Origin of the sequence: Leifsonia xyli subsp. cynodontis DSM 46306 (assembly GCF_000470775.1) — a bacterium.
Lineage (GTDB): Bacteria > Actinomycetota > Actinomycetes > Actinomycetales > Microbacteriaceae > Leifsonia > Leifsonia cynodontis.
In genome coordinates this window covers 198749-212650 of sequence record NC_022438.1, presented here as the reverse complement: position 1 = coordinate 212650, position 13902 = coordinate 198749, and the positions used below count along the sequence as shown (strand labels likewise).

Sequence of the window (13902 nt, the reverse complement as noted above, 5' to 3'; positions counted from 1 at the left end):
GCCGCCGACTCCGCGGACGTGGACTTCCGGGGGGAGGGCTTCACGCTCTCAGACGTCGCGGTCTCAGATTTCGCGCGCGCGGACTTCTGAGTGGCGGGCTTCGCCGTCGCAGATGTCGCAGCGGCCGAGCTGTCCGGCGCCGGCTTTCCCCGCACAGACTCATCCGGCGCAAACTCACCCGGCGCAGAGTTCTGCGGCACAGACTGCTCCGGCACAGGCTTCTCCGGCACAGACTCCTCCACCGCGGGGACCGCCTTCGCGGTGAGCGGCTTCCAGCCCCTGTGCAACGCCACGATCCCCGCCGTCAGGTTGCGCCAGGCCACATCCTGATATCCAGCCTCCCGCAGCCACGCCGCAAGCTCCGGCTGCTCCGGCCAGGCCTGAATCGAGTCCATCAGGTACTCGTACGCGGCCGGGTTGGAACTCGCCACACGAGCCAGCACGGGCATCCCCCAGCGGAGATACACGGTGTACCCGCTGCGGATGAGAGCCACGGGAGGGTGGGAGAACTCGCAGATCACGACACGGCCGCCCGGCTTGGTGACGCGGTAGAACTCCGCGAGCGCCCGGCGCGGGTCGACGATGTTGCGCAGGCCGAACGAGATGGTGACCGCGTCGAAGGTGTCGTCGGGGAACGGGAGGTCAGTGGCGTCGGCCTGTTGGAAGGTGACGAATGGGTTGCCGGCCTGCCGCCGGCGGCCAACCTCGATCATGCCCTGAGAGAAGTCCGCCGCGACGACGCGGGCGCCGTTGCGGGCGAGGGAGGCGCTGGAGGTTCCCGTGCCCGCGGCGATGTCGAGAATGGTCTCGCCGGCGAGAGGGCCAACGGCTCGGGTCGTCGCCGTTCGCCAGAGGGCCGCATTACCCATCGAGAGGACGGCGTTGGTCCGGTCGTAGTGGGTGGAGACCTCATCGAACATGGCGGCGACCTGCACGGGCTGCTTGCTGAGGTCGGCCTTACTCACCACACCAGCTTAGGCTGCGCCGTGAGTACGTGCATTCCGGGTGCCCTCGAACGCGAAGAACCGTCAGCCAGTGCGCATCTGACACCCAGCGTCCCCGGCGTAGGCTTGCCGGGTGACTGCACACGGGACGGCACGACGGGCGACGGACGTGACGGTTCTCTCGGTCGAGACCACGCCACTCGATGACGTCCACCAGCTGATCCCGTTCCTCGATTCCCGCCGGCCGCTGGTCTGGCTCCGCAACGGTGAGGGGATGGCCGGGATCGGTGAGGCGCTGCGGCTCGAATTCTCCGGGGCGGACCGCATCCGGGAGGCATCGGCGGCGTGGCGCGCGACGGTGGACGCCGCCATCGTGGCCGACAGCGTGCGGACTCCGGGCACCGGTCTAGTCGCTTTCGGGACATTCGCGTTCGCCGACGACAGCGCGGCCACGAGCACCATGATCGTGCCGGAGTGCGTGGTGGGCCGCCGCGGCGGCCGCAGTTGGGTGACGCACATCCGCCCGATCGACGCCGAGGAGGCCGCCGCAGCAGGCACAGCCGCCGAACCCGAGAAAAGGGACCTCGCCGCGCCCGCGGTCCCCCGGCCCACCGCCTTCGGCGACGAGTATCGCCTGAATTTCCTCCCCGGATCGCTCAGCGAAGACGGCTACCGCAAAGCCGTGGCGACCACCGTGGACCGCATCCGGAAGCACGGGCTGGCGAAAGCCGTCCTCGCCCGCGATCTCTTGGCGCACCTGCCACTCGAATCCGACGCCAGACGGGCGCTGGCCGAGCTCGCGCTCGGCTACCCCGGCTGCTGGACGTTCGCGGTGGACGGGCTGATCGGTTCCTCTCCGGAGACACTGGTGCGCGTCCACCACGGCACGGTGACCGCTCGCGTCCTCGCGGGCACGATGTCCCGGGGCCGGGATGCCGCAGCCGACCGGGAGGCGGCCGACACGCTCGCGGCCTCCGCGAAGGACCAGGACGAGCACCGGTTCGCTGTCGCGAGCGTCATCGGGGCACTCCGCCCCCACAGCGCCGACCTCGCGGCCAGCGACCTCCCCTTCACGCTCAAACTGCCGAATCTCTGGCATCTCGCCACCGACGTGGCCGGGACTCTCAGCGACGGTTCCAGCTCCCTCGACCTCGCCGACGCCCTGCACCCGACCGCCGCGGTGGCAGGCACGCCGACGCGGGATGCCGTGACGCTCATCCGCGAGCTCGAACCGTTCGACCGAGGCCGCTACGCCGGCCCGGTCGGCTGGGTCGGCGGCGACGGCGACGGCGAGTGGGCCATCGCGCTGCGCTGCGCCCAGCTCGGGGAGAACGGCGACCTGACAGCCTACGCCGGCGCCGGGATCGTCGCCGACTCCGACCCCGATCGCGAACTGGCGGAGACGACCATAAAGTTCCGGCCGATCGTGGAGGCGTTCGGCTGAGGCCGCCCGTCCGGACCCGGCCCAGTCCGGCTCGCCACCGCCGATCGGCACGGCCTCAGGTTGCGGCCAGCCGGGCCTTCTCCGTGGCCACATCGTAGGCCGCCAGCGGCCAGACACGCAGCAGATCGTCCGGGTCGTTCGTCGATCCAGCGCCGCACGCCGTCCTGGCCCTGCGGCTGAGCAGGCGGATCACACGGGCATCGAGGTCGGGGCCGCGCAGGTCGTCGATCTCGCGTTGACTGAGCAGCAGCTCCCGCAGCGAGCGGACCGCGTGGCGGCGCATCGCTCTGGCGGCGAGTCCGGGGCGGCCGAGCGGATCGGGCGAGGGACCGAGATCGACTGCCCGCAGCCCGGCAGGAACATCCGGCAGCCAGCGCGACCGGCGCCCAGGGGCGAACCCGGTCGCCAGCGCCAGCCAACCGCCGATCGTCCGGGCCCGCCACAAACGCGGCGGCAGATTCGGCAACATGCGGTCAGCATAGCCGGGACCGACGACAGCGGGAACGGGATCGGATCAAGCTCAGTATCCTCACTCAAGCGATTTCAACACGCTTGAGGATGCAGGATTGGAATCCCGAGCAGGTGGATGTAATATTCATGTATGCCTGTACCCATTACTGAAGCCGTCAGTCCCCGACGGCTCATCAGAGACGAAGTCTTCGAACGGCTTCTTGACGCCATCGTCGGTGGGGACCTCACACCCGGCGAACAACTGTACGATGCTGAGATCGAAAAGTGGGCGGGTGTCTCCCGAACACCTGTCCGCGAAGCGCTCAACCAGCTCGCCGCTATGGGTCTCGTCGAGATCCTGCCGCAGAAACGGACCAGAGTCACCCCGATCAACCCGGCACGCCTGCGCGGCCTGATCGAGACTACCGGAACTCTGCTGAGCGGTGTCGCACGGGATGCGACCCCTTTCCTGACCGACGCCGACAAACAGAAGCTGCGCGATTTCCAGGAGCGCATCTCCGGCGGCACGGACAGACTCGACCGCGACCGGGCGCTCACGGAGTCGTTCATCAACGTCTTCGTCCGGCGCCTGGACAACAAGACGATCGCCCGCCTGGCCAATCGCCACCTCCCCGAAGTCCGCCGAGCGCTCATCGTCGCGCCGACATCCGAGGCGTTCGAGAAGGCGCAGCCTTTCGTCGGACCGATCGTGGACGCGGCCATGGCCGGCGACGGAAAGGCGGTCGCGCAGGGCGTCGCCGGCTACTGGAACGAGGGGCTCATCACCGTCGTGGAGGAATTCGAGGCACTGGAGAGGAACAGCTGATGCCACTTCCCGTGAAGGACACCGCGCCCGTCGAGCGTCAGCTCCTGCGCGACGTCGTCTACAACCGCCTCTACGAGGGCATCCTGGATGGCACGCTCGAGCCGGGCGAGACCCTGCTCGACGAGAAGCTCACCACCTGGCTGGGCGTCTCGCGCACCCCCATCCGCGAGGCCCTGATGAAACTCGCCGACATCGGCCTGGTGGAGATGGCGCCCAACCGGTACACCCGGGTCGCCCCGATCGACCTGCGCGCGATCGACGAGGCCGTCTACACATCCGGACTGCTGCACGAATACGCCGCCCGAACGGCGGTGCCCACCCTCGACAGCGCCGCGATCGGCCGCCTCGAAAAGGCGCTGAAGCAGGTCAGGAAGACGGCGAAGTCCGGGCAGCTCCCCGCGCTCGGTCAGGCCCTCAACGACTTCTTCCTCGAGTTCGAGCGCGACAGCCACAACCAGGCGCTGCTCGCGATCAGCGAAGGTCTGGGCCCGCAGCTGCTGCGCTATGTGTCGGTGTGGCATCTTCCGTTCGCCACGGAGGACATCGCGGAGCAGGTCTCCGAGATCTTCGACGCGGCCAAGGCCAAGGACGGCGACAAGACCGGCGAACTCATCAAAGCGCTCTTCGAGCCCACGTACGACCAGTTCGTCGCCGACTACCGGCGGACGAACGCGGAAATCGACGAGGCGCCGATCATCTGACGCCCCGACAATCGCGGAGAGCGCCCGGCGCCAGACGGCACCGGGCGCTCTTCGTGCCGCCGGACCCGGCTCAGAGCTCGAAATCGACCGCCGAACGCCCGCCGACGACAGTGCGGATGTACCCGGCGACCTCCTTGTGAGCGGGGGCGTCGATGTAACGTTGCAATGCCTCCGCGTCCGCGAAGTCACCGATGAGGACGACATCGTGATTGTCCCCGGGGAACAGCGCGTCGATCCCGACCTCGAAGCTCAGGATCTCCGGCACCGCCGCGGGCAGCGACTCGAGGCCCGCCTTGATTCGCGCGGCCTGCTCGGCCCGCTCGGCCGGGTCCTCGGTCGCGAGCTTCCACATGACGACGTTGCGGATGGTCATCGGTCCTCCAGGAGTGCGGTGCGCAGGCGCGCGGGATCGACGCGCCAGAAAGCGTGCGTCCGGCCGTCGATCAGCACGACCGGGATCTCCTCGACGTACTTCTCGTGCAGAACGGGGTCCCGCAGGATGTCGTGCTCTTCGACCGTGACGGCCGGAGCGCCCTCCGGCAGGCCGGCGACCACCGCCGCGACGACACGGCGGGCGTCATCGCAGAGATGGCACCCGGGTTTGCCGATGAGGGCGAGGACGCGGGAGGCGGGAGGCACGGCATCCAGCCTAGCGAGGACGGCAGCCGCTGCGCTGACCGAGCCCCGGCACGAAGCGGTGACAGCAAAAAGCGCCAGGCCGTGAAGGACCGACGCTTGAGCCGCAGACGCTGTGGTCTACTTCTTGTTGCGACGCTGGTGGCGCGTCTTGCGAAGAAGCTTGCGGTGCTTCTTCTTCGCCATACGCTTGCGACGCTTCTTGATAACGGAACCCACGTAGACCTCACAAAAATTGGGGGGCTTGCCGCGGGATGCGCGGCGACACAAGCACTCAGTCTACCGGACGTCACGCGGTGCCGGCGACACCCTGCTCGAGCACCTGCGTGACAGCAGACTCCGGCACCCGGAACGAACGCCCGAACCGGATGGCCGGCAGCTGCCCGGAATGCACGAGCCGATACACGGTCATCCGCGAGACGCGCATCATCTCGGCAACCTCGGCGACCGTCAGGAAGCGCACGTCGCGCAACGCGCTCGAACCGGGATCGTGATCCATCGACCGTCCTCTCTCGCCCGCCATGCTACTCGGGTCGACCCGACGGGCGCTAAGAGATGGTTTCAGTAGTCGTTTTTGGTGAGTTTGCGGGCGCTGGTGATCGCGATTGCTAGAGCGACGAGCGCCGTGATCGTTGAGGCGGTGCGGTCGTAGCGAGTGGCGAGTTTCCGGAAGGCGAGGATCCAGGCCATGGTGCGTTCGACTACCCAACAGTGTTTACCCAGTCACTGTTTGGAGTCGACTCCGATTCGTGCGATGCGTGCCTTGATCCCACGACAACGCAGGTAACAGCGGACGCGGCGGTTGTCGTAAGCCTTATCGGCGTGGAAGATAACCGGGCGGCGTCTGGGCCGACCGCGGCCGACGCCCTTGATCGCGGTGATGTTGTCTAACACAGGTTCCACGAGCATGGAGTCGTGTCGGTTGGCGCCGGAGATCTCCACATGCAGCGGGAGTCCGTTGCGGTCGGTCAGGACATGGTACTTGGTGCCCCGTTTCCCACGATCCGTGGGGTTAGGTCCAGTGAGATCGCCCCCCTTTTCGCCCGGACACTTACGGAGTCCAGGCAGGTTCTTGACCAGTCGATCATGCCAGCCTGGCCGAGTTCGTCGAGCATGATCTTCCGCAGTGCATCCCACGCGCCCGCTTCGGACCATTCACGCAGACGCCGCCAACAAGTGACCCCGGACCCATACCCCAACTCGGGCGGGAGCTTCTCCACGGGATCCCCGTCAGCAGCACGAACACGATCCCAGCGAACACCTTCCGGTCAGGAACCCGAGGCTGCCCAGCCCGCCCATTGACCACAGGCGGCCGAGGCGGAATCAACGGCTCCAGCCGCTCCCACAACATATCCGTAATGAACCGATCCTCAGCAAGCGTCGACACTCGACCAGCATCCCCGCTAACCAGCCACAACAACCACCGCCACGCCGACTACTGAAACCACCTCTAAGGAACTCTACTAGAGCCGCTCCGCCCCGGCGGCAAGCGGTGACGGTCAGCACTCGTCGCGACGCCACTTCTTGGGCGTGACCCGTTCGACGCGGTGGCGGGTGTCGGCGAGCACCTTGCCGACCGTGCTGGCGAACTCGCGAGTCTCCTGCGCGAGCTGGGCGGAGAGGGCGGACACATCCATGTCGGCGGTGGTGAACGGGATGACCCAATCCTCCACAGCCTCCAGCGGCGTCGGGTCGATGCGGTAGTAGCGGTGCTGACCCTCCTCTCGCACGACGACGAGCGCGGCCTCCCGCAGCACCTTCAGATGCTTGGACACCGTCGGCTGGCTGAGTTCCAGCCGCGCCACGATCTCCGAGACCGAGATCTCTCCGGCCGGCGAGGTCTCATCCGAGTTGCGCTCGAGCAGCACTCTCAGGATGTCGCGCCGCGTCGGGTCGGCGATCACGTCGAAGATGTCGGCCATGCCCTTAGGCTAGTCGCCCCGCTGTCGGAGTACCATGTCGGAAGCTCTCGGTGGAAGGAACGTTCGATGCGCATGACGCGGGCGGTCCGGCGCGGAACCATCACGCCCGTGGGGCGAGTGCGCGCGGCGGTCAACGGGTTCGCGCAGCGCAGCCCGTCCCGGTTCGCCATCCTGGTGTTCGCCGCGCTGATCCTGGTGTTCACGCTGCTGTTCTCGCTGCCGATCTCCGCGGCGAGCGGGCACGTCACCGGACTGGCCGACTCGCTGTTCACAGCGGTCTCGGTCATCTGCGTGACAGGGCTCTCCACCGTGGACATGGCGACGCACTGGTCGGTGTTCGGGCATCTGCTGGTCTATCTCGGCGTGCAGGTGGGCGCCGTCGGCGTGCTGACGATGGCGAGCATCCTGGGGCTCGTCATCTCACGTCGGCTGGGGCTGCGCGCCAAGCTGATAGCCGCGAGCGACAGCAACCCGCTGCGCATGCACTCCGGGCCGGTGGCCGAGGGCCAGGCGGTGCTGCTGGGCGACGTCGGCAAGCTGCTGCGGACCGTCGCGATCAGCATGGTCGTCATCGAGGGGCTCGTCGCCGTGCTGCTCTTCCCGCGGATGCTGATCGCGGGGACGAGCGTCGGCATGGCGCTCTGGGAGAGCGTCTACTACTCGGCGATGGCGTTCACGAACACCGGCTTCGCGCCGAACGCCGAGGGGCTGACGCCGTTCGTGAACGACGTCTGGTTCCTCGGCGCGCTCATGATCGGCGTGTTCCTCGGGGCCATCGGGTTCCCCGTCATCCTGGCCATCGCGTCCCAGCTGCGACGCAAGCGGCGGCGGTGGTCCATCCACGTCAAGCTGACGCTGCTCATGTCGGTCATCCTGCTGGTCGTGGGCGCCGCGCTGTACATCGTGCTCGAACACGACAACCCTCAGACGTTCGGCGGCATGGACGCCGGGCACACGGTTTTCCAGTCCTTCTTTCTGTCCACGATGGCGCGATCGGGCGGGTTCTCGACCATCGACATCGACGACCTGCACGGTTCCAGCCTGCTGGTGACCGACATGCTGATGTTCATCGGCGGCGGGTCGGCCTCCACCGCCGGCGGCATCAAGGTGACGACGCTCGCGGTGCTGTTCCTCGCGGCCGTCGCGGAAGCGCGCGGGGTGGAGCCGATGGATGCGTTCCGGCGACGCATCCCCGTGGACGTGCTGCGGCTGTCGGTCGCGGTGGCGCTCTGGGGGGCGACGATCGTGGCGGTGTCCGCCGTCCTGATCCTGCAGATCACCAAAGCGCCGCTCGACCATGTGCTCTTCGACGTCATCTCGGCGTTCGCGACCTGCGGCCTGTCCACGGGTCTCACCGAGAAGCTGCCCGACGCGGGCGTCTACGTCATGGCCGCCACGATGTTCTGCGGCCGCGTTGGTACAGTGACACTCGCCGCGGCGCTGGCCCAGAGCCAGCGCAAACAGCTCTACCAGAACCCCGAGGAGAGGCCGCTCGTTGGTTGACCGGATCAAGCACAACGCCCCCGTCCTGGTGATCGGCCTCGGCCGCTTCGGCGCGGCCACGGCCGGTCAGCTGGACCGCCTGAACCGCGAAGTCCTCGCCATCGACACCGACGCCGGCCTCGTGCAGAAGTGGGCGGACCGCGTGACGCACACCGTGCAGGCGGATGCGCGCTCGGTCGAGACGCTGCTGCAGATCGGCGCGGAGGACTTCTCCATCGCGGTCGTCGCTGTCGGTTCGTCCATCGAGGCGAGCGTGCTCATCACCGCGAACCTGGTCGACCTTCGCATCCCCCAGATCTGGGCCAAGGCGATCTCGCAGTCGCACGGCAAGATCCTCGAGCGCATCGGCGCCAACCACGTCATCTACCCTGAGGCGGAAGCCGGCGAGCGGGTCGCCCACCTCGTCTCCGGACGAATGCTCGACTTCATCGAGTTCGACGACGACTTCGCGCTCGTGAAGATGTACCCGCCGAAGCCCATCCGCGGGCTGAACCTCACCGAATCGGGCGTGCGCACCAAGCACAACATCACGGTCGTCGGGGTGAAGTCCCCCGGCAAGCCGTTCACCTACGCCACCGCCGACACCGTCGTCTCCAACCACGACCTCATCATCGTCTCCGGCGCCTCCGCCGACATCGAACGCTTCGCCGCCCTCGACGCCTAAGCAATCGGCTCCTCACCTTTTCCGCTCTTTTCGCGTCTTTTCGCCGGAAGAAGTGAGGAACAGATGGCTGGATTGTGGAAAAGTCCCGGGGGCAGCGCGAGGGGGTCAAGATGGACCCAGGGGGACAAAGAGCGCAGGGGGCGAACGGGCGGATAGGGCGGATGGATGGGGGCTGGGCACGAACGGACGAGGCGCGAACAGGCGGGGCGCGAGCGGACGGCACGCCGCAGAACAGGGCGCTGAAGGGCGGGGCGCGAGCGGGTGACGTGCCGACAAACGGAGCGCGGGCAGGAGACGTGCCGCAGAACAGGGCACGGAAAGACAGAGCGCCTCAGGAGCAGACGCCCCAGGAGCGAGCACCTCAGGAGCGGGCACCTCAAGGAGGTGCGCCGACAGGGAGAGCGCCGGCCAAGGGACCACCGGCCCGCGAGCTCCCGGCCGACGGGTTCACCTACGCACAGGCACGGTCGGCCGGGCTGACGCGGCACCGGCTCTACCGGGCGGATCTGCAGCGGCCGTTCCGCGGGGTCAGGACAATGGACGCCGACCTCGGCGACCACCGCGCACTGTGCCGCGCGTACGCCGCCCGCGACCGCGAGGGGGAGGTGTTCAGCCACGCGAGCGCGGCTGTGCTCCACGGTCTGCCGCTCCCCTGGCAGCACCGGCCGCGCTCGGTGCATGTGGCCGTCTTCGCGCCACGGAAGCCGTCGCGGGTGCGCGGAGTGGTGCCACACGAACTCAGGTCCGCCGGGCATCGCGTCGTCCACATCGACGGTCTGCGCTGCCTCTCCGCGGAGGACACCTGGGCCCAGCTCTCCGGCGTGCTGCCGGTGCCGGACCTTGTCGCTGTCGGGGAACTTCATCGTGACGGGCGACGAGCCCTACTCCGGCATCCCGACACCCTCGACGACCGAGGATCTGTTCGCGGCGCTGCGGCGTCACGGCCGGCGGCCGGGTGTGCGGAACCTGCGGCTCGCGTTCGACCTGGTGAGATATGGCCCGCTGTCTCCACAGGAGTCCTGCCTCCGGGTCGAACTGATCGCGGCGGGGCTGCCGGAACGGAGCTCAACTATCGCGTCCACGATCGGGGGAGCTTCGTCGCGATGGTCGATCTCGCTTTCCCGGAGCGGCGGGTCGCGGTCGAATACCAGGGCGACCACCACCGGACGGATCGCGCCCTCTATCAGCAGGACATCTACCGTCGCGAGCGTCTGGCCGCCGCGGGGTGGGAGACCGTGTTCGTCACGTCTGCGGACCTGGCCCCGCCCATCCCGCGCGCCATCCTCACCGTCCGCCGCGCGCTCGCGCGATCGGTTCCTCAGTAGTTCCGGCCCGGTACGGCGTGTCGGGCGGAAGAAGTGAGGAAGAGATGGCCGGTCAGGGGGCGGCGAGTTCGCGGGAGCGGGCGAGGGCGGCGTCGGTGGCGCGGGCGAAGAGGGCGGGGAGGTCAGCGGCGGCGAGGACCCCGATGGCGCGCTCGGTGGTGCCGCCGGGACTGGTGACGCGGCGGCGGAGGTCGGCGGGGCCCTCGCCCGAGGCGACGAGGAGGTCGGCGGCGCCGAGGAAGGTGCCGTTCACGAGGGTGCGCGCCTGCTCGGGTGTGAAGCCCTTCTCGAGGGCGGCGGCGGTGAGGACCTCGACGAGGAAGAAGACATAGGCGGGCCCGGAGCCGGAGATGGTGCCGAGAGCGTCGAGCTGCGACTCAGGGACCTCGACCACCTCGCCGACGGTCTCGAACAGGGAGCGGACGAGGGCAAGGTCATCGAGTTCCGAACGGGCTCCGGCACTGATGCCGGTGACGGCCCTGCCGACGACGGCGGGGGTGTTCGGCATCGAACGGACGACAGCCACGGACTCCGGCAGGAGGGACTCGAATGTCGCGGTGGTCACACCGACGGCGACGCTCACCACGACGGCCCCGGGAGTGAGCGAGGGGGCGATCTCGCGCAGCAGATCGGGGACCATCCCGGGTTTGACGGCCACGACCACGATCTCGGCGCCGGCCACAGCCAGACGGTTGGCGCCCGGATCGGCCTCGGTGGCGTACGCGGTGACGCCGGGCAGCTCGCCCAGCCCCTCGGCGTTGGCAGCAGAGCGACTGGTCGCACGGATGCCGCCGGTCACGGTCACGCCGGGAGCGGTGAGGCCGGACAGAATGGCCCGGCCCATCGATCCGGCGCCGAGCATGGCGATGGTCGGCAGGGTGAGGCGCTGCGTGTCGGTCATGGGGCCATCCTAGGATGAGGCCATGAGCGCATCAGGTGGCACCAGGGCGATCGTCGCGGCGTTCTCCGCGAACCTCGGGATCGCGCTGACGAAGCTCATCGCCTGGCTCTTCTCCGGCTCCTCCTCGATGCTCGCAGAGGGCGTCCACTCGCTCGCAGACTCCGGCAACCAGCTACTCCTGCTGCTCGGCGGCCGCCGCGCCAAGAAGAAGGCGGACCGGGAGCATCCGTTCGGCTACGGTCGGGAGCGCTACGTCTACGCTTTCGCCGTCTCCATCGTCCTGTTCTCCGTCGGTGGCGTGTTCTCGCTCTACGAGGGCGTCGAGAAGCTCACGAACCCGCACCCTCTCGAGAACTCCTGGCTGCCGCTGCTCGTGCTGCTGATCGCGATCGGGCTGGAGTCGTTCTCGCTGCGCACGGCGATCCACGAGTCCCGGCCGCACAAACAAAGCATGTCGTGGCCGCAGTTCATCCGACGCGCCAAGGCCCCCGAGCTGCCCGTCGTGCTGCTCGAAGACGTCGCCGCGCTCACAGGTCTGCTGTTCGCGCTGATCGGCGTCGGCCTCAGCGTCCTGACGGGCGAGGCCGTGTGGGATGCGATCGGCACGCTCCTCATCGGCGCGCTGCTGATCGTCGTCGCCCTCGTCCTGGGCTTCGAGACGAAGAGCCTGCTGGTCGGCGAGGGCGCGTCGGACGCGGACGCCGCCGCGATCGAGCGGGCTGTGCTCCGTGGCGGCGAGGTCAAGCGCATCATCCACATGAAGACGCTCTACCTCGGCCCCGACGAACTGCTCGTCGGGGCGAAGGTCGCGATGTCCGGCGAGAGCCGCCTCGCGGAGGTCTCGGCGGTGATCGACGCGGTCGAGCGGCGGGTCCGCGAGGCTGTTCCTACAGCCCGCGTGATCTACGTCGAACCGGACGTCTGGGTCGACCCGGACGAACGGAATCCCCCCACCGACGCGATCGTCATCAAGGGGCTGGAGTGACGACGACGCCATCCTGCGGCCCGGCCCCAGCGCCCCTCCCGGGCTGACCGTCTCCGTGGCCGTGTGCCGATGGCTCAGCGCTTGGCCTCGAAGAAAGCCAGCAGCAGCGCTCGGCACTCCTCGGCCAGCACCCCCGCGTAGACCTCGGACCGGGCGGGCAGCCGGCGGTCGCGCAGGATGTCGTACAGCGATCCCGCCGCACCCGCTTTCTCGTCCCACGCCCCGAACACCACCGTCGTGATGTGCGCGGCCAGGATAGCGCCCGCGCACATCACGCAGGGCTCGAGGGTGACGACGAGCGTACAGCCTTCCAGATTCCAGTCCACGCGGGAGGAGGCCGCCTCGCGGAGGGCGAGCACTTCCGCGTGCGCGGTCGGGTCGTGGCGCAGTTCGCGCTCGTTGCGTCCCGTTCCGATGACCCGCCCACCGGCGTCCACCACGAGGGCGGCCACGGGCACGTCGCCGGTCGCGGCCGCGCGGGCGGCGTCGGCGAGGGCGCGCCGCATCCACTCCTCGTACGCGGCGGGGACAGGCAGGGGCACGGGCTTCCTCCCGGGATGATTCGACTACCCTTGAGCCTATGCGAGTGCATGTTGCGGACCATCCCCTGATCACTCACAAACTCTCCGTGCTTCGCAACAAGGAGACACCGGCTCCGACATTCCGGGCGCTCACGGAAGAGCTCGTGACCTTGCTCGCCTACGAGGCGACGCGCGCGGTCCGGGTCGAGCCCGTCGAGATCGAGACGCCGGTCACCTCCACGATGGGGGTGGCCATCAGCGAGCCGCGGCCTCTGGTCGTTCCCAATCCTGCGCGCCGGGCTCGGGATGCTGGAGGGCATGGTGCGCCTCATGCCGACCGCCGAGGTCGGGTTCCTCGGCATGGCCCGCAATGAGGAGACGTTCGAGCCGACCACGTACGCCGAGCGCCTCCCGATGGACCTCTCCGAACGCCAGTGCTTCGTGCTCGACCCGATGCTCGCCACCGGCGGCTCGCTCGGGGCGGCGATCGACTTCCTCTTCAAGCGCAATGCGGTGGATGTCACCGCCATCTGCGTCCTCGCCGCCCCGGAGGGCCTGGAGGCGCTCGAGAAGGCGACCGAGGGGCGGGATGTGACCATCGTCCTGGGCGCGCTGGACGAGCGTCTCAACGAGAACGGCTACATCGTCCCCGGCCTGGGCGATGCCGGGGACCGCTTGTACGGCACCGTCTAGGTGTGTACTCGGCCGTCAGCGACGGGCACACCCTTCCGTAACGATTTGACACCGCGAGTCACAAGACGGTTTACTTCTCACCATGATGGACAACTCGCGTACCCTGACCTCCTTCGAGGCCCTTGGGGATGCCGGCATGATGATGGCCGGCCGCGAATCGGTCATGCATTGCCGAATGTGTCGCTGACCTGACGACCCTTTCGCCGAGCGGTCGCCCTCCGACGCGTAACGCGCGTCGACGCCGGGCACAGCTCCCCGGGCGCGCCACACGAACGCACCCGCGCATCCATCCCCTTCTGAACGGGGACCTCTCGTAACACCGGAAAACCCCGGGCCTCCCCTCCACGAATCGTGGAGCTCGTCGTACCGGGAACCGGCACATCATCG

Annotated in this window: 15 protein-coding genes and 3 pseudogenes; 8 read left to right on the top strand and 10 right to left on the bottom strand. The window is 68.5% G+C overall.

All coding sequences use genetic code 11. The features are described from left to right. Positions 1–179: 179 nt before the first annotated feature. Positions 180–965 (bottom strand): annotated as a pseudogene (locus O159_RS00995) (demethylmenaquinone methyltransferase); the annotation flags it as partial. A 112-nt stretch (positions 966–1077) separates the two neighbouring features. Between O159_RS00995 and O159_RS00990 the strand changes: the two are divergent. Beyond that, the gene (locus O159_RS00990; protein WP_236609511.1) at positions 1078–2388 is read left to right on the top strand and encodes an isochorismate synthase; all 1311 of its coding nucleotides are present in this window, start codon (positions 1078–1080) and stop codon (positions 2386–2388) included. A gap of 55 nt (positions 2389–2443) precedes the next feature. On the opposite strand, the gene O159_RS00985 is transcribed toward O159_RS00990, so the two are convergent. Further along, on the bottom strand, positions 2444–2857 hold the full coding sequence (locus O159_RS00985; protein WP_021753919.1) for a hypothetical protein: 414 nt from the start codon (positions 2855–2857) through the stop codon (positions 2444–2446). Positions 2858–2989: 132 nt separating this feature from the next. On the opposite strand from O159_RS00985, the gene O159_RS00980 reads away from it, so the two are divergent. After that, positions 2990–3664, top strand: a complete 675-nt coding sequence (locus tag O159_RS00980; RefSeq protein ID WP_021753918.1) for a GntR family transcriptional regulator — start codon at positions 2990–2992, stop codon at positions 3662–3664. Further along, a complete protein-coding gene (locus O159_RS00975) occupies positions 3664–4365 on the top strand; it encodes a GntR family transcriptional regulator (protein WP_021753917.1) in 702 nt (233 codons plus the stop codon). Before O159_RS00980 ends, O159_RS00975 begins: the two co-directional genes overlap by 1 nt. A gap of 70 nt (positions 4366–4435) precedes the next feature. Here O159_RS00975 and O159_RS00970 read toward each other — a convergent pair whose 3' ends face one another. The 6 genes and pseudogenes from O159_RS00970 to O159_RS00950 all read right to left on the bottom strand — a co-directional run bounded on the left by O159_RS00970 (position 4436) and on the right by O159_RS00950 (position 6923). After that, on the bottom strand, positions 4436–4738 hold the full coding sequence (locus O159_RS00970) for a Dabb family protein (RefSeq protein WP_021753916.1): 303 nt from the start codon (positions 4736–4738) through the stop codon (positions 4436–4438). Next, positions 4735–5004 carry a glutaredoxin family protein gene (locus tag O159_RS00965; RefSeq protein ID WP_021753915.1) on the bottom strand — a complete coding sequence of 90 codons (270 nt, stop codon included), beginning with the start codon at positions 5002–5004 and terminating at the stop codon, positions 4735–4737. The genes O159_RS00970 and O159_RS00965 overlap by 4 nt, the downstream gene beginning before the upstream one ends. Before the next feature lie 117 nt (positions 5005–5121). Then, the gene (locus O159_RS13625; protein WP_003792170.1) at positions 5122–5220 is read right to left on the bottom strand and encodes a 30S ribosomal protein bS22; all 99 of its coding nucleotides are present in this window, start codon (positions 5218–5220) and stop codon (positions 5122–5124) included. Between the two features lie 70 nt (positions 5221–5290). Continuing rightward, entirely contained in the window at positions 5291–5500 is a 210-nt protein-coding gene (locus O159_RS00960; RefSeq protein WP_021753914.1) for a helix-turn-helix domain-containing protein, read from the bottom strand. 62 nt (positions 5501–5562) lie between these two features. Then, positions 5563–6399 (bottom strand): annotated as a pseudogene (locus tag O159_RS13620) (IS5 family transposase); the annotation flags it as partial. 101 nt (positions 6400–6500) lie between these two features. After that, a complete protein-coding gene (locus tag O159_RS00950; RefSeq protein WP_021753913.1) occupies positions 6501–6923 on the bottom strand; it encodes an ArsR/SmtB family transcription factor in 423 nt (140 codons plus the stop codon). Between the two features lie 72 nt (positions 6924–6995). Between O159_RS00950 and O159_RS00945 the strand changes: the two genes are divergently transcribed. From O159_RS00945 to O159_RS00935, 3 genes are all read left to right on the top strand, one after another. Next, entirely contained in the window at positions 6996–8426 is a 1431-nt protein-coding gene (locus tag O159_RS00945; RefSeq protein ID WP_043993870.1) for a TrkH family potassium uptake protein, read from the top strand. Further along, positions 8419–9090: a potassium channel family protein gene (locus O159_RS00940; RefSeq protein ID WP_021753911.1), complete on the top strand. Its 672-nt coding sequence runs from the start codon at positions 8419–8421 to the stop codon at positions 9088–9090. The genes O159_RS00945 and O159_RS00940 overlap by 8 nt, the downstream gene beginning before the upstream one ends. A 536-nt stretch (positions 9091–9626) precedes the next feature. Then, the gene (locus O159_RS00935; protein ID WP_021753910.1) at positions 9627–10415 is read left to right on the top strand and encodes a dimethylarginine dimethylaminohydrolase; all 789 of its coding nucleotides are present in this window, start codon (positions 9627–9629) and stop codon (positions 10413–10415) included. A gap of 52 nt (positions 10416–10467) precedes the next feature. Here O159_RS00935 and proC read toward each other — a convergent pair whose 3' ends face one another. Then, positions 10468–11316 (bottom strand): pyrroline-5-carboxylate reductase, encoded by an 849-nt coding sequence (gene proC / locus O159_RS00930; RefSeq protein ID WP_021753909.1) that lies wholly within the window; start codon positions 11314–11316, stop codon positions 10468–10470. A 22-nt stretch (positions 11317–11338) separates the two neighbouring features. On the opposite strand from proC, the gene O159_RS00925 reads away from it, so the two are divergent. After that, positions 11339–12301, top strand: a complete 963-nt coding sequence (locus tag O159_RS00925; RefSeq protein WP_021753908.1) for a cation diffusion facilitator family transporter — start codon at positions 11339–11341, stop codon at positions 12299–12301. Between the two features lie 74 nt (positions 12302–12375). Here the strand turns inward: O159_RS00925 and tadA are convergent, their stop codons facing one another. Next, entirely contained in the window at positions 12376–12843 is a 468-nt protein-coding gene (gene tadA / locus O159_RS00920) for a tRNA adenosine(34) deaminase TadA (RefSeq protein WP_021753907.1), read from the bottom strand. A gap of 38 nt (positions 12844–12881) precedes the next feature. On the opposite strand from tadA, the pseudogene upp reads away from it, so the two are divergent. Further along, positions 12882–13515: pseudogene (gene upp, locus O159_RS00915) on the top strand (uracil phosphoribosyltransferase). Positions 13516–13902: the final 387 nt, after the last annotated feature.